At 40.9% G+C, this 24,605-nt stretch carries 24 protein-coding genes; 11 read left to right on the forward strand and 13 right to left on the reverse strand.

Annotation, left to right across the window (positions count from 1 at the left end):
* Positions 1-210: 210 nt before the first annotated feature.
* Positions 211-492: an ATP-dependent Clp protease adapter ClpS gene (gene clpS / locus AC5JMK_RS23320; RefSeq protein WP_096674911.1), complete on the forward strand. Its 282-nt coding sequence runs from the start codon at positions 211-213 to the stop codon at positions 490-492.
* A 121-nt stretch (positions 493-613) separates the two neighbouring features.
* The gene (locus tag AC5JMK_RS23325; protein WP_096674912.1) at positions 614-1,480 is read left to right on the forward strand and encodes a CPBP family intramembrane glutamic endopeptidase; all 867 of its coding nucleotides are present in this window, start codon (positions 614-616) and stop codon (positions 1,478-1,480) included.
* A 258-nt stretch (positions 1,481-1,738) separates the two neighbouring features.
* On the opposite strand, the gene AC5JMK_RS23330 is transcribed toward AC5JMK_RS23325, so the two are convergent.
* From AC5JMK_RS23330 to AC5JMK_RS23345, 4 genes are all read right to left on the reverse strand, one after another.
* Positions 1,739-2,296 (reverse strand): WG repeat-containing protein, encoded by a 558-nt coding sequence (locus AC5JMK_RS23330; protein ID WP_096674913.1) that lies wholly within the window; start codon positions 2,294-2,296, stop codon positions 1,739-1,741.
* Positions 2,297-2,537: 241 nt separating this feature from the next.
* Positions 2,538-3,176 carry a pentapeptide repeat-containing protein gene (locus AC5JMK_RS23335; protein ID WP_096674914.1) on the reverse strand — a complete coding sequence of 213 codons (639 nt, stop codon included), beginning with the start codon at positions 3,174-3,176 and terminating at the stop codon, positions 2,538-2,540.
* A 157-nt stretch (positions 3,177-3,333) separates the two neighbouring features.
* On the reverse strand, positions 3,334-4,734 hold the full coding sequence (locus AC5JMK_RS23340; protein ID WP_096674915.1) for a DICT sensory domain-containing protein: 1,401 nt from the start codon (positions 4,732-4,734) through the stop codon (positions 3,334-3,336).
* A gap of 199 nt (positions 4,735-4,933) precedes the next feature.
* On the reverse strand, positions 4,934-6,514 hold the full coding sequence (locus AC5JMK_RS23345; RefSeq protein WP_096678805.1) for a photosystem II high light acclimation radical SAM protein: 1,581 nt from the start codon (positions 6,512-6,514) through the stop codon (positions 4,934-4,936).
* Between the two features lie 745 nt (positions 6,515-7,259).
* Here AC5JMK_RS23345 and AC5JMK_RS23350 point away from each other — a divergent pair.
* The 7 genes from AC5JMK_RS23350 (at position 7,260) to AC5JMK_RS23380 (ending at position 11,412) form a co-directional block, all read left to right on the forward strand.
* Positions 7,260-7,652 carry a DUF1830 domain-containing protein gene (locus AC5JMK_RS23350; protein ID WP_096674916.1) on the forward strand — a complete coding sequence of 131 codons (393 nt, stop codon included), beginning with the start codon at positions 7,260-7,262 and terminating at the stop codon, positions 7,650-7,652.
* 159 nt (positions 7,653-7,811) lie between these two features.
* Positions 7,812-8,249 carry a DUF4079 domain-containing protein gene (locus AC5JMK_RS23355; protein ID WP_096674917.1) on the forward strand — a complete coding sequence of 146 codons (438 nt, stop codon included), beginning with the start codon at positions 7,812-7,814 and terminating at the stop codon, positions 8,247-8,249.
* Between the two features lie 93 nt (positions 8,250-8,342).
* The gene (locus AC5JMK_RS23360) at positions 8,343-8,912 is read left to right on the forward strand and encodes a Uma2 family endonuclease (RefSeq protein WP_495911150.1); all 570 of its coding nucleotides are present in this window, start codon (positions 8,343-8,345) and stop codon (positions 8,910-8,912) included.
* A 135-nt stretch (positions 8,913-9,047) separates the two neighbouring features.
* Entirely contained in the window at positions 9,048-9,323 is a 276-nt protein-coding gene (locus AC5JMK_RS23365; RefSeq protein WP_495911142.1) for a ribbon-helix-helix domain-containing protein, read from the forward strand.
* Positions 9,320-9,670: a type II toxin-antitoxin system PemK/MazF family toxin gene (locus tag AC5JMK_RS23370; protein WP_495911143.1), complete on the forward strand. Its 351-nt coding sequence runs from the start codon at positions 9,320-9,322 to the stop codon at positions 9,668-9,670. The genes AC5JMK_RS23365 and AC5JMK_RS23370 overlap by 4 nt, the downstream gene beginning before the upstream one ends.
* 279 nt (positions 9,671-9,949) lie before the next feature.
* Entirely contained in the window at positions 9,950-10,516 is a 567-nt protein-coding gene (locus AC5JMK_RS23375) for a hypothetical protein (RefSeq protein WP_096674918.1), read from the forward strand.
* Between the two features lie 128 nt (positions 10,517-10,644).
* Positions 10,645-11,412 carry an ABC transporter ATP-binding protein gene (locus tag AC5JMK_RS23380; protein WP_096674919.1) on the forward strand — a complete coding sequence of 256 codons (768 nt, stop codon included), beginning with the start codon at positions 10,645-10,647 and terminating at the stop codon, positions 11,410-11,412.
* A gap of 83 nt (positions 11,413-11,495) precedes the next feature.
* Here AC5JMK_RS23380 and AC5JMK_RS23385 read toward each other — a convergent pair whose 3' ends face one another.
* Positions 11,496-12,257 carry a response regulator transcription factor gene (locus tag AC5JMK_RS23385; RefSeq protein WP_096674920.1) on the reverse strand — a complete coding sequence of 254 codons (762 nt, stop codon included), beginning with the start codon at positions 12,255-12,257 and terminating at the stop codon, positions 11,496-11,498.
* 562 nt (positions 12,258-12,819) lie between these two features.
* Between AC5JMK_RS23385 and AC5JMK_RS23390 the strand changes: the two genes are divergently transcribed.
* A complete protein-coding gene (locus tag AC5JMK_RS23390) occupies positions 12,820-13,071 on the forward strand; it encodes a DUF6761 family protein (protein WP_096674921.1) in 252 nt (83 codons plus the stop codon).
* Positions 13,072-13,315: 244 nt separating this feature from the next.
* Here AC5JMK_RS23390 and grxD read toward each other — a convergent pair whose 3' ends face one another.
* The 3 genes from grxD to AC5JMK_RS23405 form a co-directional block, all read right to left on the reverse strand.
* Entirely contained in the window at positions 13,316-13,639 is a 324-nt protein-coding gene (grxD, locus tag AC5JMK_RS23395; RefSeq protein WP_096674922.1) for a Grx4 family monothiol glutaredoxin, read from the reverse strand.
* 104 nt (positions 13,640-13,743) lie between these two features.
* Positions 13,744-13,998, reverse strand: coding sequence for a BolA family protein (locus AC5JMK_RS23400; RefSeq protein WP_096674923.1), 255 nt, complete (start codon positions 13,996-13,998; stop codon positions 13,744-13,746).
* Between the two features lie 636 nt (positions 13,999-14,634).
* Positions 14,635-15,246 (reverse strand): hypothetical protein, encoded by a 612-nt coding sequence (locus AC5JMK_RS23405; protein WP_096674924.1) that lies wholly within the window; start codon positions 15,244-15,246, stop codon positions 14,635-14,637.
* A gap of 354 nt (positions 15,247-15,600) precedes the next feature.
* On the opposite strand from AC5JMK_RS23405, the gene AC5JMK_RS23410 reads away from it, so the two are divergent.
* Entirely contained in the window at positions 15,601-17,703 is a 2,103-nt protein-coding gene (locus tag AC5JMK_RS23410; protein WP_495911144.1) for a S8 family serine peptidase, read from the forward strand.
* Positions 17,704-17,753: 50 nt separating this feature from the next.
* Here AC5JMK_RS23410 and AC5JMK_RS23415 read toward each other — a convergent pair whose 3' ends face one another.
* The 5 genes from AC5JMK_RS23415 to AC5JMK_RS23435 form a co-directional block, all read right to left on the reverse strand.
* Positions 17,754-18,530, reverse strand: a complete 777-nt coding sequence (locus AC5JMK_RS23415) for a lysophospholipid acyltransferase family protein (RefSeq protein WP_096674926.1) — start codon at positions 18,528-18,530, stop codon at positions 17,754-17,756.
* A gap of 115 nt (positions 18,531-18,645) precedes the next feature.
* Positions 18,646-19,131 carry a tRNA adenosine(34) deaminase TadA gene (gene tadA, locus AC5JMK_RS23420; protein ID WP_495911145.1) on the reverse strand — a complete coding sequence of 162 codons (486 nt, stop codon included), beginning with the start codon at positions 19,129-19,131 and terminating at the stop codon, positions 18,646-18,648.
* Between the two features lie 150 nt (positions 19,132-19,281).
* Positions 19,282-20,781 carry an amidophosphoribosyltransferase gene (gene purF, locus AC5JMK_RS23425; protein WP_096674928.1) on the reverse strand — a complete coding sequence of 500 codons (1,500 nt, stop codon included), beginning with the start codon at positions 20,779-20,781 and terminating at the stop codon, positions 19,282-19,284.
* 183 nt (positions 20,782-20,964) lie between these two features.
* Complete coding sequence (purL, locus tag AC5JMK_RS23430; RefSeq protein ID WP_495911146.1) at positions 20,965-23,343, reverse strand: phosphoribosylformylglycinamidine synthase subunit PurL; 2,379 nt, start codon at positions 23,341-23,343, stop codon at positions 20,965-20,967.
* 749 nt (positions 23,344-24,092) lie between these two features.
* Positions 24,093-24,578, reverse strand: coding sequence for an allophycocyanin subunit alpha-B (locus AC5JMK_RS23435; protein WP_096674930.1), 486 nt, complete (start codon positions 24,576-24,578; stop codon positions 24,093-24,095).
* Between the last annotated feature and the right edge of the window lie 27 nt (positions 24,579-24,605).

Raw genomic sequence — 24,605 nt, forward strand, 5'->3', positions numbered from 1 at the left:
GAGTACAGAAGCCCACGCTGTACCGTAAGGTCAGCGTTGGGTAGTTCACTTACTTATTGCCCAATGACAAATGACTAACAACTAACCAATTACTACCAACAACCTTTTTGGTGCTATACAATAATTCATAAGTAACTGTAAAGCTAACTCTAGTAAGCAATCTCTAGATAAAAAACTTGTTGTAGTAAATTACCAGTAGAGCAAGCAGCCGTGTCAGTCGAAACCAAACAGAAGCCTTCAACTTCCAGAAAACTAGCGCCTCAATATCGCGTTTTGCTCCATAACGACGACTACAACACTATGGAGTATGTAGTGCAGGTTCTATTAACTACGGTACCCAGCCTTACTCAACCACAGGCTGTTAGCATCATGATGGAGGCCCATAGCAATGGTCTTGCTTTAGTCATTACTTGTGCTCAGGAGCCTGCTGAGTTTTATTGTGAGACTTTAAAAAATCATGGGTTGGTTAGTACAATTGAACCAGAAGAATAAATCAGTGAATAGTTATCAGCGATCGCTGTGATCACTCCCAAATTTTAAAACCAAGTTGGTCTATAAGTGAGAACATTATTGATAAACTAGCTGAAATTCTTAAAAGTCTAGCCAATTTGGTATGAAAATAAACCTTGCTTTTTTAGCCCAGCATTCTGTATTCATCAGGCTGGGTTGTTTTCTTGTGGTTTTATTAGTGCTGTGGTTGCCTTTTGCCATACCAATATATTTATTAGTATCTGATGCTAACTTAGTAAGTATTTTAACAATGGTACTACTGTATGTAGAATTTATTTTTCTACTCAGAATATGGGGCAACCAAGTTTACAAGCAACCTCAGATTTTACAGCACTACGGTTTACAGTTTACGCGATTAAACGGAGTAGATTTACTACAGGGTTTAGCTATAGGATTAATTAGCATTTTGATTTTATTTGGTTTAGAAGGGTTGTTAGGATTTTTGGTGTGGCAACAACCCAAAAGTTTTTTATTAAAAGTAGTATTAGAAGGTTCTCTTACAGGTTTGGGTATTGGGTTTGTCGAAGAATTGTTATTTCGAGGCTGGTTATTAGATGAATTGCAGCGAGATTATTCTCCCCCTGTAGCACTTTGGACAAGTGCAATAATTTATGGGGTATCGCATTTTATTAAGCCTTTGGAAGCGATTATTCACACATTGCCACAACTTCCGGCTCTGGTGCTGCTGGGATTGACGCAGGTATGGGGAAAGCGCTGGCGACGGGGGCGTTTGGGATTACCTATTGGTTTACATGGGGGTATAGTTTGGGGTTATTATATCATTAATATTGGCGGATTAATTGAATATACGAATCGGGTTCCTGATTGGGTGACTGGGGTAAATAAAAATCCTTTGATGGGAGTCATGGGGTTAGTATTAATGGGTGTATTGGCATTTTGGATGAAGGGAAAAGCATCCACAGTTGACATAGATGGATCTAAAAATGCAAAATTCAATATCAAAAATTGAAATATTGAAATATTGACCGAATAAGGCAAAAGTAAAAAGTTAAAAGGCAAAAGAAAGAAGAATAAAATCGGTCTTGAGCCGCCTGAATTTATTCATGAAAAAGAAGATAAAGATTTGTTGCTCTACAAGAAGCCGCTCCGCGTCTACGAGACACGTAGTGCAAGAAACAAGTTAAAAGTTAAAAGGCAAAAGTAAAAAGAAATATTGAATTCATCTTTATTTTTACTTTTTACTTGGTTCTTTTTACTTTTTAAGTAATTACTGACTCTTTAAGGGATTGCGAATATAACCATATTTGTCACCAACCTGTACCCAGGCTAGCCCTTCGTAAAAGCCTCCAGCATCCTCAAATTGTGGTTGAATAACGAAATTACCATTTTTGTTAATATAGCCCCACCTGTTACCAACCTTTACTAAAGCTAGTTCTTCAAAAAAGTTGTAAGCATCAGTAAATTGTGGCTGGATAACTATTGTTCCACTTTTGTTGATATAACCCCATTTGCCATTAATCTTTACCCCTGCTAATCCTTCAGAGAATTTATAACCATGATCAAATTGCAGTTCTATTACTACGTTGCCTCTGTTGTCAATATATCCCCACTTGCCGTTATTCTTCACTGCTGCTAGCCCATCGGAGAAGTTAAAACGGTTATCAAATTGTGGTTTAATGACGACTTTACCACTCTTATCAATATAGCCACTCTTTCCGTTTACCTTTATCCACGCTAGCCCTTCATAAAAGTCACCACCGTAATCAAATTGTGGCTGAATGACAACGTTACCACTTTTGTTTACATAGCCTACTTTATCACTAATCCTAACTGCTGCTAGTCCTTCAGAAAAGTCGCTAGAGTTCGCAAATTTTCGCTTGCCAAATAAGTGTCAGCAAACCCACCACTTCCCAGTTGTTGGACTATCTGGTAGTGATTACACAGGATTGTTCCATTGACCAGCATAAGGTTGAACCAGTAGATCTAAACACTAATCTCATTGTGTTAATCAACATCAATGCTCAACCTTTTAATTACTGGAAAAATAATATTTTAGTTACTTTTGTTTACGAAGCAACTTCAGCCATTGTCCCTACCAAACAAGCCCGATCTAAATTTATTCCATTTAAATTCGCCCCTTCTAACTCTGCACACAGTAAATTTGCACTTGTCAAGTTTGCTCCTGACAGATTAGCTTCTCTCATATCTGCTTCTTCTAAATTTGCTTCACTCAACAACGCCCCTTGCAAATCTGCACGGCTTAAATCTGCGCCTTTGAGATTCGCCCCCGTCAGGTTAGCTCCTCGTAAATCAGCACCCCGTAAGTCAACCCCTTGTAAGTTGACGTTCATCAAATTTGCACCACTCAAGAAAGCACCAGCAAAAGACACTTCACTCAGTTTCGCCCCCATTAAATTAGCACCACGTAAATTGCTACCCCTTAAGTCAGCACCTGTCAAATCTGCTTGCATCAAGTTCGCGCCCAGCAAATTTGCCCGCAAATCAGTTGCTTGTAGGTTTGCTCCCATCAAATTAGCACCTTCCAAATGACCACCTTCAAGTTTAGAAGCAGTGAAATTTGTACCCACAAGAGTAGCACCAGCAAAATTAATGCGGTTTAAATCCAAATTTGATAAATCCTCATCTTCTAAATTAGCTCCTGCTAAATGCTTAATTTTTCCTGATTTAATAGCTTCTATATTCATAAAATCTATAAAAAATCTCTTTGTGATTTACCCTAGCGGGAAGCCGCTAGCGCGTCTAAGTGTCCTACTCTAGGGGGAAACTGCTAAAACGTTTATGTGGTTAGTTAAAACATTATTTAATAACTAACCGACAAAAAACACTAACCAAAAAAAGCACTTATTGGATACGGAAATTTTGATTTATTTCGACACTAGTTTTGGTTTCACTATCGAGTCGAGAATCTAACAACCACATACCAACGCTGAGTTTGGGTGTAATTGTAGGTAACTCTAGTCCTTGTTGTAAACCCATGACTAATAGTATCAAGGTATCTATCAATTTTGGATCAAAGCGTCGTGATTGTTGTCTGCATTCTTCTAAAGCTTGATTAATGATTTCTTCACGACTCAACTGAGATGATTGTTTTTGATGCACTCGCCACTGAAATTCCACAATGAGTGCCAAAATTCTCGATTCTAGAGGAATTTCATCACCAGCTAATCCCGCAGGTTCACCACTTCCATCCCAATACTCGGTTTGGTGAGTAATAATTTGTGCTATGGCTCGTAGTCGTGGCATAGTTCGCAGTACCTGCGCTCCTGGTACAAGAGGACAAGTTAAAGGACAACTGGGTGCATCTTCTTGGTAATAAGTAGTACTACTGGGAGTTAGTACGCTTTCTACTCTTTGCAATGGATCTAAACGGTGTAGTAATCCAGCTAGGCGCAATCTTTTGATCTGCCATGCGGGCAAATCTAAAAGTTGTCCCATTGTTTCTACCAGCGTCACAACTTCTGCTGCTGCCATGGGATTGGTAATATCAGCAGCATCTATGATTTGCGCCATCCGCAAAAATGCCTGGATTTCATTGGAAATTAAGTTACTATCTAGGGCTTGGTGGCGTATGTTGGTAGGAACAGAGATGTTTTCTTGTCCGGTTTGGAGGTAATCAACTACACGGGAAACTACCGCACTCAATTCTTCTGATGTAGCCAAGCTAGGCTGAATCGCTTCTTTATAGACAGTGAGTTGTGCTGCTAATTCTGGGTTGTAGCGTTGAATGTGAGCGATCGCCAATGCGGCTGTTTCTTTGACTAATTCTGGTTCAAATGTCCACAAGCCGTAAAATTTTCGTTCTAAGTCCGACGCAGGCAATCCAGAAGCACCATAATCAGCCTCTGATAATTCTTGACAAATTACCATTGCTGTGTATTTTGGTGATAGGATAATCAAGTGCCATTCCTGAGCTACTGGATCGGCTGGATCTAAAGCAACTAGATCAACATTAGGTAATTGACTTGTAGGATGTTCTGCCCAGCCAGTATCCGGGGCTGCCATTATGGCTACGTGACCGGATTTTTTGGCGATATCTGCATATCTTTGTGCTTCTTGAAGATACCATTTCCCCTGTTCAAAGGCGGTAATTACCAAGGGTGAGGTGACATCATTTAATATGTGATCTTCTAGGGCATGACACAGAGCGACTAGGGTGTTTTTATAGTACACTCCGAATCTAATTGGTCTTTTGCTATGGCGATGAGCTATTTCCAGTTGTTGGAGTATTGAACCTTGTAACATGAGGTTTGATTAAACGAACCGCAAAGGGTGCTGAACGGCAGAGGGTGAAATCAGGGCTTATGACACTTTAGTTTACTGTCTGAGACTAAATTATGCTATCTACTTAGAGTGCTAATATTCGTCAAAACTCCCCCTCTACCTGATTTCACCCTTCTCCTCCGCTCTAAAAGCAATGGGATATTTTTTTACTTGGAAGTTCCTAAACACCCACCAATTGTTTTGGTTTTGGCTCAATGGGTGCAGAAAGTGCTTCTTCTAGTTCACCACAACCCAGTTTTTCCTCTAATATTTTCATGACTTCGCGTCCAAAGTCATTGGGATTTTGTCGCCAAGCTTGCAAGCAAACTTCGCCAAAGAACGAACCAAGGGGTTCTGGGTTCCACAGCATCTTTTGGACAGTCCAAGGTGTGATGTTCATCGGATCATACCCTGGTTTGAGAATATTTTCTTTGAAAGCATATTCTTCGAGGTGAGTGTGGGGTTGTAGTCCAATAAAAAAGATCGCAGGTTCGACTTTATCTACCCCAAAAATCCGTTCCAGTTCGCGGTGATAGGCGATGGTTTGGCGAATTGTTTCCGGACGTTCATCAATCACATTAAAAGAATAATTGACGGAAACTAAATCGTTAAACCCAGCTGCTTTTAAATCCCGACAGTTTTGCAAAACATTACGGAGATTGTAGCCCATCCGCATTTTCCGCACTAATTCTTGAGAACCACTGGTGATACCAATTTCAAAATAGTTCATCCCAGTTTTCACCATCAGATCACACAATTGGGGAGTGAGATTATCAGCCCGGATGTATGCTGCCCAGTGAATGTCTTCCATTCCAGAATCGACGATTTTTTGTAAAAGTTCAACAGCATCAGCAATAAATTTACGGGCTGGGATAAATTGGGCGTCAGTAAACCAGAAATTGCGAACACCGCGATCGTATAACTGTCGCATTTCAGCAACAACTTCATCGGCGGGGTTAATGCGTACCTGTTTACCTTCCACAACGGTGTAAATACAATAGCAGCAGTTGTGAGGACAACCACGTTTGGTTTGGACACCGATGTAAAAGTCTCCGTCTTGGAGGTAATATTTAAATTCTGGCCAGATGGTTTCGATGTAGTCGTAGTTACAAGCAGTTTTCTCTAATGGTGTGGGTTGTTCATGAATGAGGCGATCGCGTGGTTGATCTTCTCCAACCACATAGCATCTTTCATCCCGAAATTCTTGTCCGCTAAGTAGTTTTGTCAGCAAAGTTTCCCCTTCACCTACAGAGACAATAGTCTGGTTTGGTAAGCTTTTACCTAGCTGTTCGTAAAAGACGCTGACAGCACCACCACCAACAATTACACGAGCATTCGGCTGATAACGTTGAGCGCGTTTGATACCCCGCTTCAGTAATCCTAGATTCCGCCACAGTTCGCCGTAGTATCCCGATGCTATCCGCAGCAAACCAAAGGCTCCCTGTAGCTTGAGAAATGGATTGCGAGAGTAGAAAAACTCAAAGGTATACTGCAATGGATTACCACCACGTCCACCTACTGGCGCATAAATTTGGATATCCCGCCACGAGAACACTAACAGTGTCGGCTGAAATTCATCGATACAGCCATCTAGAGCTTTAGCATAATCCAAAGGTGGTACTGTTCCTAAATCAAAGATACGCTGTTCAATGTTAGGAAATTGCTTGTGGACATGATCGCTAAGGTATACAACCCCAATAGGAAAGATGGGGTTACACGGAAGGCGAACATAGAGAATTTTATTGAATGTTTGAGCTTCCATCTTGCCGTTTTTCTGGGGTAAAAGAGCAAACTTTGATTCTGTAGTCGCTGGTTTTGGTTTTAGTGTTTGTATCAAAATCGTCCTTGACATTCTTGATATTAATGACGATTACTGATTTTCATGGCTTGGTTTAAGTGATGATGAAAATAGCCAATGTTGCCCTGTATCACAAATGCATAGCATGGATAACATTTTATGAAATTAGTATATCTATAGCTTTACAATAACATCGACTTCACTCTATAAGCGAGCATCTGCACTGCTTAGTCTGAAAAGAAAAAATAAAAACTAGCTCTTAAGGTTAATGAAAGCAACTAAACTATTCCTTATGAAATGGGATCACGAAATAAACAAGAGCAAAAAAGCTGTTTCTTTTGGTCTAAGGGAACTCCAAAAAATAAATTATCCAATTTTTACCGAAGGCGATTTCTTCGTCTGTTGATCTCCAAGTCGTCTCTGGTACAACGGGATGTTTTTTTATTTGGAAGTTCCCAATCCTTCGTTCGTAAGAGTTGGCTCTAATTGACTTCCCTCTAAAGTATTGATGAATTGTTCACACTTAATATATAATTGCAAAAAAGGCATAAAATTTTACGAAAAATTCATAACTAAAAATTTGTATTTCTTTAGGTAGAAAATAATTTAGAAAACTTCAGTTGGTAGTCGGAGTTACAGCAACTGGGGATCAATCAGTGTTAGTTTTTATATGTAAGATAAAATTGTGGCGTAAAGCTCCTCAGCAGTTATGGCTCAAATATTAGATCCTCTACCACCGGAGCAATCAGGAAAGATTCTCTGCTGTTACGTAAATGCCACGAGCAAAATACAGGTGGCTCGCATCTCGAACATTCCTAACTGGTACTTTGAAAGGGTTGTTTTTCCTGGACAGAGGCTAGCGTTTGAAGCCCCCATTGAAGCTCAACTTGAGATTCATACGGGTATGATGGCAAGTGCTATTTTATCGGATAAAATTCCGTGCGATCGCCTTGCACTTAACGAACCTAGTAGTTACGAATTGCCAAACTCAGAACAAGCAAATGACTCTATCAATAAAAAACCGATAGTACAGTCTATTAAGACAAAAACAGAAGATACAACAAAACCTTTAACAATATCTGGTTTCGCATCCGTTGATTAAAAAAATTTGTTTAATTTCTTTGAGGGTTGCACAATTTAGCAGCCCTTTTTTATTTTTGGTCATTTGTCATTGGTTAGCAGTTAGTTAATTTTTCTCCCTTGTCCCCCTTGTCCCCAATCCCTGCTCTCAATCCCCGATCCCCATCTACAATCATTAATTATGGATCTACCTTCATTTTTGTGGTTGTGGAAAATAGCGGCGTGGGCGATGGGTTTGTCACTAGTAGCCTATGTAATTTTGGCGATCATGGGTATGCGGATGTTTCGTGCTAGAACTTTGCAGCAAAGAGAATCAGGCTGGTTGCGCTTTCTCCACTATAAAATCGGTATATGTCTGGTGAGTTTGGTATTATTATTGCTACTTATTGGCATTGTTGGTACTTACGGTCACTTTGGTTCTTTAGGACACTCACAGCACCTCTGGGCTGGATTAACGACTGTGATGTTAGTTTTACTATCAGCCGGAAGTGCTACACAAATTCGTGTTGGACATCCTTGGGCTAGACGGATTCATATCGGTGCTAACATTGCTATATTCTTTGCTTTTGCTTGGGTATCGTTAACTGGTTGGAGTGTAGTGCAGAAGTATTTACCTTGAGAGCAAAACAGTTATGCGATCGCTTTAATTTAAAGACTTTTAAATTAGATAAAATCAAACTAAATCTTGGCAACAAGCCAGACAGAGATGATTATGAGCCAAGCTATTGAAGGAGTACGCTGGACAATTTATGATCTGGAAGTTCTACCTCAAAATGAGTGGACGCGCTATGAAATCATTGACGGAGAACTTTTCATGACTCGCTCTCCTCATCGTCGCCATCAACAAGTTTGTGTTAAAGTTGCTCGACAACTTGATGTTTGGTCAGATGCGAGTGGTTTAGGAGAAACAGTTGTTGCTCCTGGTTTAATTTTTTCTGAAGCGGATAGTGTCATACCAGATGTGGTTTGGGTAAGTCGAGAAAGACTAGCTCAAATTGAAGATGAGGCGGGACATTTGATCGGCGCACCAGAGTTGATAATAGAGGTTTTATCTCCTGGTAAACAAAACGAACTGCGAGATAAGGAAGCGAAACTGAAACTTTATTCAGTTCAAGGTGTGCGGGAGTATTGGATTGTTGATCGCTTCACCAAACATGTAGAAGTTTATCGACGAGAAAAAGCGCGATTAATTTTAGTTGCAACTTTGTTAGGTGATGATGAAATAACTTCGCCACTTTTACCCGGTTTTTGTTGTTCTATTCTTTGCTTTTTTCCTGAATAGTGGCAAGATAAAGAACATTTATTTAGCACACCATACAAGGGTTTGTTTCTCAGTATACTTAGTAAAATTCAAGTACGATTCCTATATGCTTAAATAGATGCTATTATTTGCATCAGTTTAAGCATCAAAATAGTTATGAAAAATCAGACTATCCGCACGACAATCACTCTACCTGCGGAGCTTTTAGCGGCAGCTGACAAGGTAGTTAGCCAAGGAAAAGCTAAGAATCGCAATGAATTTGTAGCACAGGCGCTTCTACACGAGCTTAAAGCACTCAAACGAGCAGAAATTGATGCAGCACTGGTTGAAATGGCACAAGATCCAGAATATCAAGCTCAAGTACTACAGATGGAGGCTGAGTTTGCCGTAGCGAGTTGGGAAGCTTTGCAATTGGAAGAATCTCCAGCATGAAGCGGGGAGAAGTGTATGACGCTCGACTTGAACCTATTGAAGGTTCTGAACAAGGGGGAACTCGTCCCGTTATCATCGTTAGTCGAGATGCAATTAATGCTTATAGTCCAGTAGTTTTGGCTGTTCCCTGTACTACTTCTCAAACTGGTAAACGACTTTATCCCACTCAGGTGTTAATTCAATCCCCAGACGGTGGATTAACCAACGACTCTATTGCTATGGCAGATCAGGTACGGGTATTATCAAAAACTCGCTTTTTGCATATACGTGGGATGCTTAGTGATGAAGCAATGATTCTATTAAATCAAGCTTTATTAATTGCGTTAGATTTACCAGGTCAAACTTGAACAAGCTACTCCTGATCGCTGTGTTAACGAAAAAATACAACGAGCGTCGCATTTAGTCCTGACGGTAAGCAACTCGCCAGTGGCAGTTATGAAAGGTCTAACCGAGGCACAATGGGTAAGATATGAAGCGCTCTTTGCTTAATCATAGCTATTACTACATGTGATAAATAACACAACGAACTTATAAAAGTATGACTCCTCCTACACCCCTAAACCCTTACACCCTCACACCCATTTTCTAGCTAGTATATAGTTGAAAGTTAAGAATTGTAATGAGCCGTGACAGCAAACTCAGTTAATACTTCGCCTGCAATTTTTCGCCTATCTCCTCTAATTCGGATTACCCTTTTAAGCTTATATCTAGCGCTAACCCTACCTTTACCTTTTTTAGCTGAAGTCACAAATGCGCCCATTCCACCGACCTTATTTTGGCTAGGAATTAGCATTGGTTTTATTGGCTTGTATGCAGTCTTAACGGAACGTGTAATTTTAGATGACCAAGGGATTCAGGTAACTTATCCAAATTGGGTTCCAGGTTTTTTTCGTAAAGGTTGGTCGTTACCTTGGTCGGAGGTAAAACAGTTAAAACCCCGCACTACTGGACAGGGAGGACTAGTTTACTATTTTCTCAGTAAAGACGGCAAAGCTTATTTATTGCCCATGCGTGTGGCGGGTTTTGCTCAGATGGTAAAACTGGTACAACAAAAAACAGGTATAGATACCACTGATGTTTATCCTTTAGCCCAGCCATGGATGTATTTGATTTTATTTGGCTTTACCTTATTGCTTTTATTGGTTGATGGTTGGACAATTGCTACCGCCATAACGCAAGGTAATTTCGGTTAAATTTTGATGTACAGAATAATTTATAAGCTAGTAATGAGTTAAGTATCATAAATTATGAATGTTGAAGATCATATTTTTCATAATTCATAATTCATAATTCATCATTCATAATTAACTAAAGGTTCAAATTGGAAACTTTGCCAAAAGCAAAACTCAGATTAGAAAAAGTTAATTTATACACAACTTTACAAGGTCAACAGCAAGGATACCCAATTTTACAGGATATTTCTTTTGAAGTATTTGAGGGCGATCGCATTGCTATTGTTGGTCCATCTGGTGCTGGAAAAAGTTATTTATTACACCTTCTCAACCGTTTGAGTGAACCAAGTAGTGGCAAAATATATTTAAATAATCAGGAATACCGTCAAATACCAGTTTTACAGCTACGTGCTTGTATCACACTTGTTCTCCAAGAGTCTAAGCTGCTAGCAATGACTGTCAAAGATGCTTTGGCATATCCTTTGGTTTTGCGTGGTTTGCCTAAACAGACTATTCAGCAAAGAGTCAGTAACTCGATTGAACAGCTGCACATACCCGATGACTGGCTAGGAAAAACGGAAGTGCAACTTTCTTTAGGACAGCGCCAATTAATCGCGATCGCACGAGCATTAATCATTCAACCACAAATTTTATTATTAGATGAACCTACTTCTGCTTTAGATGTAGGTACTGCTTCCCGTGTGATGACAATTCTTACTCAATTAGCCCAAAGTCGTCAAACTACAGTTTTAATGGTAAATCACCAGCTAGAAATGGCTGAAATTTTTTGCGATCGGCTGTTGTACTTACAACAAGGACGGCTAATGGCAAATCAAAGTGCTACTGATATAGACTGGGCTAAATTACGAGAAAGCTTGGTACAGGCACAAACACAAACTACTGAAGAATGGGGTTAGCTATTTGTTAGTTAGTAAATAGTTCTTAGTAGTAAATACTTAAGAAGTAATAACTAATAACTAACAACTAACAAGTATTACCTCTAACTACTGATTGTTGAATGTTGATTATTGAATTTTTCTGCCGTTAACTTTGTCAGTGATTGTGGCAAATTGATATTCAAAATCTCCATATTAAACCTATATCCTACGTTACGGATGGTTTGAATTAAGCTAGGTTGTCGCGGATCAAGTTCTACTTTTTTCCGCAGTGATAAAACGTGAGTATCAATGGTACGAGGATTATCGATCGCATCAGGCCAAGCACGTCGCAGCAATTCTGACCTACTTAAAGGTACTCCTCCTGCTTGTGCTAAAACATATAACAAACTAAATTCCTGCGGTGTTAAATCTATAAATTCTCCTTGAAAACGGACACGGCGTTGCACTAAATCAATTTGCAAACTCCCATAATCCAAATAAGCTGGGGCTACAGGTGTACGGTTGCGGCGTATTAGCGCCTCTACCCGTGCTAAAAATTCCTGCATTCCAAATGGCTTAGTCAGGTAATCATCCGCCCCCGCTTTCAAGCCAGCAACTATATCAGCTTCATTACTGCGCGCAGATAGCATTAAAATCAATGGTTGCTGCTGACGATGCAACCATCGGCAAAACTCAATGCCATCTCCATCAGGCAAATCCGCATCTAAAATGACTAGTGTTGGATGGTGAGTTAAAAAAACTTCCCTAGCCTGATAAATACTTGCAGCTTGATGCACTCGATATTCCAGCTGTTGCAAGTGCCAGCCAAGCAACGATCTCAGATGGGGATTTCCCTCTACGATTTCAATACAAACCGAACCCACGGTGGCAAGACCCCTTAGCGTGCATGACTTTCAAAGTAACAAAGCCTATGTCTTAGGTTTTGTAACCCTTGCTACTTCAATTACTAATAATTTTTAATTTACTCATGCACAGTGTGGCAATAAATTTCATCAAAAGCCTTATCCAGAAACGAATTGGCAACATTATTAAATTTTTGTTATAATTACTAAATATTTTTTTAGTTAAGTATTCCGTTCCAAATATAGGGTGTTATTTACCAAAAAAGCAATTGTGCTAACTTGTTTATAACCAATGACATATCCCATCTATTTAATTAAAACAGATGCTACCAGGCACAAACAACCACCAATTGCGTCAACAAATATGAAGACGATGTTGTTGTGAGAGCAAAATATAACAATAACTTACCAACACATCAAAATCATGTTTTTCTGGAATAGGATCAGTTTAGGTTGTAACTCATGCAAGGGTACTCCCCATAGCAGAAGATAGGGATTTTAAATAGATGTCAAACTGAAATGTACTTCACATTTCAGCTTGAATAATTTACAATTCTCATTCCAAAGAGATTTTTACAGCAGTATGCTCCAAGACACACAAACCATCCGCTATTACCAAAGACTAACCGACGCCTTCGTCGAGTTATGGAATCGCGGTTATCGGACTGATGATATGCGGATGTATTTGGATGGTTATCTAGCCGCGCTGCGACATGGTAACGCCATTGAGCCATATTTGATCCATCGCTTAGAGGAGGAAGCTACCCGCTATTTATACGATGTATCGAATTTCACAATGATATTACCAGAACCAGAGCCAGATTACTACAGGTGACTTTTGACCAGTCACAAGATGATCACTCCTGATTGACGCAGACAATTATAGCACGTTGTCTATCCCCGTCAATGATGGTAGTGGTGTAAAATTTGGAGATTTTTTATTTTTTTACTTATGAATCCCCCCTGTGACGTTTTAGCTTTTCGACAGGGGGGATTTTTGGTAATTAGGGATCGGGGATCACGGTTTGGGTATTGGGGACAGCGAACGGCCGTACTAACCACTCACCACCAATCAATGACTAAGAAGCTAAAGCGACTTCTACCTTTTGCTGCAATTCACCTTTTTGATAAAGTTCAATCAAGATGTCTGAACCACCGACAAATTCCCCGTTGATATAGACTTGGGGAATTGTTGGCCAGTTGGAATATTCTTTTATTCCTTGACGAAGTTCGTTGTCGTCCAAAATATTAACAGTTTCAAAGGGAACTCCTAATGTGTTCAAAATCTGCACAACATTGTTGGAAAAACCACACATGGGCATTAATTTGGTTCCCTTCATAAAAACCAAAATTTTGTTTTCTTTGAGTAAACTGTCAATACGTTCTTGAAGTTCAGGTGTCATGATTTTTGTGTTCCTACTCTCTAGTTGTCATTGGTCATTGGTCATTGGTCATTGGTCATTGGTCATTGGTCATTGGTCATTTACTTGGAACAAATGACAAATGACTATGGACTATTACTAGCAAATGTTTCGGGAGTATACGTTTTTAGTGCTAAAGCATGGATTGCTTCGCTGGACATAGCTTGTCCTAAAGCCCTATAAATTAACTGGTGTTGCTGCACCAATCCTTTACCTGCGAACTGCGATGAAACTACTGTCACCTGGTAGTGATCACCACCACCAGTCAAGTCTTGTACTTGAACTTGGGCATCGGGCAGTTCCGCCTTGATCATTTCCTCAATCTGTTGCGGACTAATCATAAGACCTCGCGGAATGTGGGAAACTCAGTCCCTTAAGGGCTGAGAGGGAAACGACACGTGCGGTTTTAACCGCCTTAAATCCATTACACGGGAATTACTTAATTTGGTGTGCTTTTGTAATGCACTTTCAATGGGACAATTACCATTTCAAATCTCGCAACTCTGTACGCATAACGGTTTTGCCCCTAAGAGCCTTCCCTTGCGGGAGTAATGTTAGCCTAGACAATGTTATTGGTCGGTACTATCCAAAGAACACTGGCTTAACCCAATAAATCTGTTTAATCCTTTGGTTCTAGAGCAAGGAACTGGCTACGCATTCCCTGGTAGGTCTTTAACTCTTGCCAATAACGTAGTACGCAAGGTACTTAGTCTGGTCAACTATTGTCTAATTCTTAGGCGCTTTAGCCCAATGTCTTTAGACTTGGGTTGTTGACCGCGATTCCTAAATCAAACTTCTTTATATATTATTATCAACAATGAGGCTAAGACATTGCCAATCTGAGAGTTCTGGAACCTGAGTATAAATACTATTCACAAACCAAGATATATATCTGGAGTTTAGATAGACATTCAAAAATCCGCTCACCTGATGGCGGCGGTCTATTGGATGAACTTATGGTAAATATTATTTTTTAATTATTTTTTTGGCTGAGGCGAAGAAGAGGTGTTGTTTCCTCCTGTGGAGGAAGGTGCATTGACAAAACCCAACTCCAATAGTTGCTGATAAGCTTTCTTACCTAAGTCTCGTGTGGGGTTTTGACTCTTGATAATTTGAACTAGTAAAGGAACTGCTAATTCCGGTTTATTTTGCGCTCGATGTACTAATGCTAGTTGATAAGTGGCTTCATCACGCAATTGTGCAGTTTCTAGTGCCATTTTACGTTGGGAATCAGCGACTCTATTGTCAATTCCAGAAAAGCTGGAATTGAGTTCTTGATAAAAATTCGATAGCTGATTAAAAACTGATCTGGCTTCCTGAAGTTTCTTAGCAGCTGCATCATAGTTTTGGGAATTGACAGCTTGACCTGCCTCTGACATTAACCGCTTGCCACCATCAACGCTTAAAATGCTATTATTTTGGGCTGTTGGACGCAAGTTATTAGGATTATTGGGGTCAATAGGTTGTGCTTGGTTAGGGATATTTATAATCTGTGCTTGTTGAGCATGAACAGGTAACAGCAGACTGAGGGCTGTTATGACTGATAAAGAAGTGAAGCGAATTAAGGGAACATTAGCTAAAGACTTCATGGGATAAATTTATGCAACAACTCAATAAAAAAGGATAGAAACTTCGGGTATCTTAACTTTGTTTTGGACTTTAACAAAACAAAGCCACATAATAAACTGCTTACAGAAGTGGGTGAGAAGGGTAAGGAGGAACTTAGGATCTTCACTTCCTTCAAGAAGTGAGGATAAGGGACAAAGGATTATTTTTTTCAAAAATGAATTTTAACAATCCCTTTCCCCTTTACTCTTTAGCCTTTTCCCACATATTGCAAAAGGTACGATGGTCACGAGACCGAATATAGTTTCTCCGATCTAAAACGAAAATCGGTGAAATCATGTTCCCATTGCTTTTTTACAGTAGCTTAAATCACTGCTATGAACGATCGCCTAAATTCCTCTGATTATCCTCCCACAGAAATACCTGCAAGTAGCCAGGGATTTATCTTACAACGTGGTGGTGAAGAATTAATCTTAGAAAAGGTGAGCGATCGCTTCACCGTCCGTCCTCATGATGATCTCTCACCCCTAGTATTATCTCAGGCAAATTGGGGCAATTGGCGTGGTAATATTCCTACAGCACAGCTAGCCTTATTCACCGTTCCACCTTCCCAGTTAGAAGGAGCGATGTCCGTCGCGCGGGACTCTAACAATGTGGCTTTTGCTAGTCATGTTTATCAAATCAAAGATAGTCCTAGCACCAAAGTTTATCTGAGTGACCAAATCACCATTCAATTTGCTGCTTGGGTAGATAGCGCCACAATGAACGCGATCGCCACCAAATTTGGCTTAGTCCAGCAAAAATCGGTTCCTAATCTTCCCAATACTTTTGTTTTCATTGTCGGTGAACAAGCACAGGCAAACCCTATTAAAATTTCTAATCAATTAATTTCATTACCAGAAGTTGTAGTTGCTGAACCCAACATCATCACGGATCAGCAACCCCATTATCAACCTCGTGATCCCCTCTACCCGCAGCAATGGTATCTTAACCACAACGGCGGTAATCAGTTAGCAAATGCTTCTCATATTGCTGTGGAACAAGCCTGGGATATCACTCGCGGTATTCGTTCGGTTGTCGTGGCGGTGGTGGATGATTCTTTTGATTTAAATCATCCAGATTTTCAAGGTAGTGGCAAAATTGTTGCCCCTAGAGACTTAAAAGAAAACGATTTTTTACCTTTGCCAAAGGAAAAAGAAGCTAGTCACGGTACAGCTTGTGCAGGCATAATCATAGCAGAAGAAAATGGTACAGGGATTGCTGGGGTTGCCCCTGGTTGTGCTTTTATGCCAATTCGGAGTCCAGGGTTTTTAGATGATCAGTCAATCGAAGAAATTTTTAATTGGGCGATTGACAAGGGAGCCAGTATAATTTCTTGTAGTTGGGGAGCCTCGGCTGTTTACTTTCCCCTTTCCTTACGCCAACGCGCCGTTATTACCCGTGCTGCCACTCAAGGACGTAATGGCAAAGGTTGTGTAATTTTCTTTTCCGCAGGTAATGCCAACCGTCCGGTAAGCGGTACTGTGAATGAGCAAGGATGGCAAAAAGATTTGGTTAAAGGAAATACTAAGTGGCTCAGTGGTTTTGCGGTACATCCTGATGTGATTGCGATTTCTGCTTCCACGAGTTTGAATAAAAAAGCCGCTTATAGTAATTGGGGAACTAATATTTCTGTGTGTGCGCCTAGTAACAATGCTTTACCAGGAATGTGGTTTCAAGACCAAGGTTATGTTTATACTCAACCAAGCATCGCCACCCCATTATCTGGACGAGGAATATTAACAACAGACCAAGTAGGGGCTGCTGGGTACAACCCAGGCGATTTTACTAGCAATTTTGGTGGAACTTCCAGTGCTACCCCCGTAGTTGCAGGTGTAGCAGCATTGATTTTGTCAGTGAATCCAGACTTAAGCGCCCAAGAAGTCAAACGTATTCTAGAAGAAACCGCCGATAAAATTGTTGACCTGGAGCCAGATCCCCAATTGAAGATGCGTTATGGCACTTATGACGAGAATGGCCATTCGCAATGGTTTGGTTATGGAAAGGTAAATGCTTTACGGGCGGTACAAGTAGCCCAAAAACTTCGTACAGCCACATTAACCACTACTGGGCTTGTCAGAGGAGAGAATAACAACAAAGTCGCGATTCCAGACAATGACAAACAGGGAATCAAAAGTGCGATCGCGATATCTGATTCTAGCCTAGTCAAAGATATTCAAATCAATGTCAACATTACCCATGATTTTTTGGGTGATTTAGAAATTTACTTGATAGCGCCCAATAATCACCTAGTATTATTGCAAAGCCGCACTTTAGGTCGTCGCAGTCAACTGCAAGCAACTTACACCGTGCGATCGCATCCAATCCTGAGACAGTTATTATCTTTACCAGCCAGAGGACGTTGGCAGTTATGGGTAATTGACTACGCACTACAAGATATAGGGAAACTCAATAGCTGGGAATTAATTTTAGGAATTTAGTCATTGGTCATTGTATTGATCGCAAATGACAAATGACAAAAGACAAATGACTAATTACAATTTGGCATTTCTGCAAACGCATGAGTATTAATTGTTGATTCATGATGACTTAATTGTTCAAGTGCATTTGCTAAATCAATTGTCAGACGTTTAGCATCTTGTTTTACAGAACCCTTGATATAATCTGCTACTTGAATGACAGATCCGATGTTAATGCTAACATCAGTACCCCAATCAGGATAAGGTTGACTATAGTCGATACCAACGGGCAAAATTTTGACTCCTAAATCTGGGTCAGTAGATTCAGCAGTTAAAGCTAAACGAGCAATTCCAGACTTGAGAGGATGAAGTTCACCATCACGAAAAATATTGCCTTCAGGATAAATAACCAACATTTCTCCACGCTGAAGTAATTCCACTGCATAGCGAAGAGTAGTAATTGATGGGTGTTGAGGATCTACAGGAAACCCTCCCAAGCGCCGCACAAACCAACCCTGCAAACCTTGACATTCATCAATAGTCACCATAAATCGCAAATCCCGACCTGTGACACAACGACCACTGGCGTAGGGTAACAATAATGAATCCCACCGAGCGCGATGGGTAGGAGCAAGAATCACAGGTCCTGTTGTGGGGATATTTTCTTGTCCAGTAATTCTAATTTGTCCAAAAAATAAAGGTAGAAGATGACCTCCCAACAAATACGCCAGAGGGGTTAACCAAGGAGATAACCATGAGGTCTTAGTAGAAATTGCCGTCTCACTATTGACTGGAGTCTGGGCTAGTTTTCCGTGGCAGATTTGATCGTCGCAAGAATGAAGTTCCATGATGACGGGGCAACTGACTGTAGGTTAGAAAAGCAATAAAAATAGGAATTAGATACACCGTAGATTTTCTTCCTAGAGTTGTGTTGCACCAGCTGGACAGTTTTACCTCTGTCCGTTATTCGGTGCGATGTCGCCGATTTGCAAACCACATTTGTAACTGCTGACGACAAGCAGTTTCCAAAATGCCTCCAATGACACGCAGACGGTGATTAGAAGCCGCACTATCGGGGATATTAACAACAGTACGAATAGCGCCAGTTTTTGGGTCGTCCACGCCATAGACAAGAAGTCCAACACGGGCTTGGACAATTGCACCTGCACACATCGGACAAGGTTCGAGAGTAACATAGAGAGTACATTGGTTCAGACGCCAAGTTTGTAACTTGCTAGCTGCTGCTTTCAGGGCAAGGATTTCTGCATGGGCTGTTGGGTTTTGGTCGCGTTCTTTACGATTTTCACCTTCAGCAATCAAGTTGCCTGATGAATTAATAATAACAGCTCCAACGGGTACCTCTCCTGTTTCTCCAGCTATTTGTGCCAATTGTAGGGCGTGATTCATCCAGTGTGTATGTATAAGATATTCCGAGTATTTAAGTGACATCTGAAATTAACCTCAAAAAAATCTGGGACTGGCGTGTGACTTATAGTCGCCAGGTAAGTTTGAAAAATTGGGATGCTCCCTAACAGGTCGTCATTTAACCAAAAAGCACCTCAAAGTTTGAGGTGCTTCAAACATTTTTTACCTAATTTATTAGATCACTACTTTCTCTAACATTAACTTAGAAGCCTTGAGTGACTCTGGTATGCCGACAGGGTAATCTCCTGTAAAGCAAGCAGAACAAAAAGTTTGTGGATCTTCTCCTGTTGCTATCAGCATTCCCTCCCAACTAAGATAGGCAAGGCTATCTACTTCTAGTTGCTTGGTAATTTCTGCTACTGATTTTGTCGCTGCGATTAGTTGATCTTGACTATCGGTATCAATGCCATAGAAGCAAGGGTGAGTTACTGGCGGTGAAGAAATTCGCATATGTACTTCTGTAGCCCCAGCTTCACGCAAGGTTTTGACAAGTTTGCGACTAGTAGTCCCCCGTACAATCGAGTCATCGACAATTATGACTCGCTTACCATTAAGTACATCTTTGAGGGGGTTAAGTTTCATACGGATTCCTGACTCGCGCATGGTTTGAGTAGGCTGGATAAATGTACGTCCGACGTAGCGATTTTTAATCAGTCCTTCAGCATAAGAAATACCAGAGGCTTGGGAAAAGCCAATGGCCGCAGGAATTCCAGAGTCAGGAACACCAATGACAATATCTGCGTCAATAAGTGATTCTGTTGCTAATTGCCGTCCTAAGCGCATCCGGTAAGTGTACAAGCTTTCGTTGTGCATGACACTATCGGGACGAGCAAAGTAAATCATTTCAAAGATACACAGCTTGCGTTGCTGCTGCGGACTCCAGTGGTAGGAAGCCAAACCCTCTTGTGTAATCCAGACTAATTCACCTGGTTCCACATCCCGTAAGTATTCGGCACCAATGATATCTAAACCGCAAGTTTCAGAAGCAAGCACATAACGCACTGGATCGCTTTTCAAAGTACCAATTACTAAAGGACGAATACCATTGGAGTCACGAACACCCATTAAACCAGCAGGTGTACCAATTACTAGACTAAAGGCTCCACTGAGGCGATTAAAAGCTTTAATGCTACCTTCTAGCCAATTTTGACCTGCATCTATTTCTTGGGCGATCGCAAAAGCAATCATTTCGGAATCAGTTGTAGTCACCAAATTACAGTTGTTCTGGAGTAACTGTTCACGTAACTCAATTGTGTTGACTAAATTGCCATTATGTGACAATGCAAGTTTTCCTAAACAAGTATCGACCACAGCAGGCTGGGCATTAACTTTTCGGCTCGAACCTGTGGTGGAATAACGAGTATGACCAACGCCTATCTGACCAGGCAAATTGCTCAAAATTCCTTCGTTGAAGACCTGGGATACTAAACCCATGTCTTTGTGCAGATGTACTTGTTCACCATCAAAAGTAGCAATGCCCGCAGATTCTTGTCCCCGGTGTTGAAGAGCATATAATCCAAAATAGGTGAGTTTGGCTACATCTTCTTCTGGTGCATAGATGCCGAAAACACCGCAAGCTTCTTCTGGCTTATCTGGTCGAGTGTCCTGATGAATCATTTGATTATTAATTGGTAGAGGCTGTTCATCCACAGTGACGGGATGGGTGGGAATCATGCTAGCTTTGCTCCTGATGAGGGTGTCAAGTCACTAGGATTATGTAAATGGATGGATGCAAAAATATTAATAAATGGTTAACCATCCATTAAAACAGTAGCGTAATTATTATTTTCGCGGAAGCTAATCAAGAGCGAAATGTAAAGTGTCTAAAGTATGAAATTCAATTCATCTTTAGATTATTTAACGTTCTTGGGTATTGGTATAAATGGCTATACGTTTTGCGATCGCCTTTGAGTAGCGATCGCCCATCTCCTCAATCCTAGCGTTGATTAAAGCTTGACCATCAGAGGTTAAAACCCGCAAACCGATTTCGGAATTCCCAACTTTACCTAGTTTTTGCCAGTTTTGATCCAGGTTTTGCTGTAAATAAGATTCCCAAATTGCTTGTTGTTCTGGTGCTACAGAAACTACAATCCGTCCACCACCTTCACCAAACAATATTTCGTCTAGACGCTGCGAATCATTTTCCGGTAACTTTAAGCTAATTTCTGCACCCAGTTTACCTGTGATACAACTTTCAGCCAGAGCAATTATCAAACCACCCTCAGCACAATCATGGGCTGAACGTATCCAATCTTGGCGAATTCCCTCGCGACAAGCTTTTTGTATCTGTCGTTCCCAGTCAAAATCTACTCGTGGTGGTTTACCAGCAACAGTATCATGAATACTGGCTAAGTATTCTGAACCACCTAAAGTTAACTCACAAGACAATCCACCTAACAAATAAATGATATCCCCTGCTGTCTGCCAAGCTTGACCGCAAATTTTGCTGAGATCGGGAATCAACCCCACCATACCCACGACCGGAGTTGGATAAATAGGCTGGGGATTACCTTGAGAATCAAAAGTTTCATTATACAAAGAAACATTACCCCCTGTTACTGGGGTTGCTAATTCCCGACAACCTTCTGCCAAACCACGACAAGCTTCTGCTAATTGCCAATAACCAGTTGGTTTTTCCGGACTGCCAAAATTGAGATTGTCTGTCACCGCTAGAGGTTCTGCACCTACACAACTAAGATTGCGTGCTGCTTCTGCGACTACCGCTTTTGCACCTTCGTAAGGATCAAGATAAACGTAGCGGGGATTACAATCTACTGTAGCGGCAACACCCGATTTTGGATTTTGGATTACCCTGTGGGTAGCCAGATTGGGGATTTCTTCTAATGGACGTAAACGAATTACCGCAGCATCCGCACCACCAGGTAACATTACTGTATTGTTCTGCACTTGATGATCGTACTGGCGATAAACCCAGCGTTTGGAAGCAATAGTCGGATTATCGAGCAAAATCAACAAAATATCATTCCAAGTATGCTGTTTGCCTTTAATTTCTACGCCAGCAGTTGTATATGGAGGTAAAGCATCTGGTGTCCATTCCCAGGCTTGACGTGCATATTCCGGTGGTTCTGCTAGTAATTCCCTCTCATACACAGGTGTATTTTCTGCCAAAGCTGTCGCAGGAATTTCTGCTGCTATTTTACCTTGAAATAGAATCCGCACAACTGGTTCGGCAATGACTGTACCAGCAACAACCGCATGAAGTCCCCAACGATGGAAAACATCGATTAACTCTTGTTCCCGTCCTTTTTGGGCTACAAATAGCATTCTCTCTTGAGATTCGGAAAGCAGATATTCATAGGGAATCATCTCCAGTTCGCGCACGGGTACTTTATCTAAATCAAATTCAATTCCTACACCACCTTTGGCAGCCATTTCTGAGGTGGAACAGGTGATACCAGCAGCACCCATATCTTGGGCTGCAACTACTACACCTGTTTTAAAGGCTTCCAGACAAGCTTCTATTAAAGACTTTTCCAAAAAGGGATCACCGACTTGCACCGCCGGGCGATCGTCCATTGATGCATCACTGAGTTCAGCACTAGCAAAACTTGCGCCCCCCATACCATCGCGTCCAGTGGTAGAACCGACATATAATACAGGATTGCCAATACCAGATGCCCCAGATTTAACAATTTCGGAGGTTTCCATCAATCCCAGGGCCATGACGTTGACTAAGGGATTGCCAGAGTAAGCAGGGTCAAAGTAAACTTCGCCGCCGACGGTGGGTACTCCCACACTATTACCATAGTGAGCAATTCCTGCAATGACGCCGCTAAACAGCCTTTGTGTTTTGGGGTCTTCTAGAGAACCAAAGCGGAGGGAATTTAAAATGGCTATGGGACGCGCGCCCATTGTAAATATATCACGCAGAATGCCTCCAACACCAGTAGCGGCCCCTTGAAAGGGTTCAACTGCACTGGGGTGGTTGTGAGATTCTATTTTAAAAGCCAGTCGTAGTCCACCACCTAAGTCTACAACTCCGGCATTTTCACCAGGACCAACTAGGATGCGATCGCCTGTGGTAGGAAACTGTTTCAGTAAAGGGCGAGAATTTTTATAACAGCAATGCTCCGACCACATGACCCCAAACATACCTAGTTCAGCTTTGTTGGGATGACGCCCTAGTCGTCGGACTATTTCTTGGTATTCTTCAAGTTTAAGACCTTCAGATGCAATTTCTTCAGGAGAAAAGGGAGGTTCGCAAGCGGTGGTCATGGAAGTATGCACCAAGGGGACAGATGATTATTGTATCGATTTTCTGTCCCATTCCCGTAATCAATTGAAAATAAGGAACGGGGAATAGAGAATGGGGAATAGGCAAATCCTCAACAGATGCTCAAATCTGCATAAATTTGCTATTGTTCTTCTGATGAATTGCTTATCGAGCAACAACAAAAATACATAATTTTTTAGCTTAATTTCTGGCAACCACTAATACTCCAGTATTTTTACGAATACCAAAAATAAAGACGATTTCATAATATATATGTTTACTACATTCACAAACCAGTCAGCCTTGAGAGCAAGAAGTTTTGCTAGATACAAATTTACTGCAATAAATTTGTGATGACAATCACAAATCTTAATGATTAAGATCCTATTCCTGCAATTGCCAAACAGAGAGAATAAATGACAACTGAACTCTAGCCGAGTCATTAATAGGGAACACACTAATTGCCGACAGTCTCATTAAAGCCTGTCGGCTTTTTATTTGTGAATAGTTTGTGAATAGTTTGTGAATAGTTGATTGTTCCAAACAGGAAACAACAACCAACCACCAAACAAAACAAATAAAATATCCCCACAACTTGTTGGTAACTTGACAGAGATTCTGCCAGAGCCACTAGCAAGTGTGGGGAGTATGATGGTATTAAGAAATAATGATCAATATGCAGGTGCTATTTTGCACTTAGACCAACCAAGGTGGGATTACACCTTGAGACAGCATGAGTACTCACTTGAAATTAAGACATCGCTTGGATAATGTAATCAAAGTAAGGTGCTGCTTCCAAAGAATCGTTTGCATTCAGTAAATCAAGGGAGGCTTTTTTCAGACAGTTGATGGCTTCTACCATTCCAGGTACAGGAACACCCAAGGAATTGTACATTTCTCGCACACCAATCAAACCAATTGTTTCAATTGGTTCTTTGTCGCCAGCAAGTATGCCATAAGTAATTAGGCGTAAATACCAACCAAAATCACGGATACATAAAGCACGCTGGCGTTCTCCGTAAGCATTCCCTCCTGGCGAGATAAAATCAGGACGCTTTTGCCAAAGCTGTTTGGTAGCTTCCTGAACTATCTTTTTTTCATTTTCAGCTAGGGTACTAACAATACGTACTCGCTGTTCGCCAGTTTGCAAAAAATCTTTGATGCTTTTGAGTTCGCCACTGCTAGGATAACGCAGTTCGTCGTCAGCTTTGAAAATAACTTGGCTTACTACAGTCATGATATTGAATCACGAGATTTATTATTT

It is taken from the genome of Pelatocladus sp. (assembly GCF_059505505.1).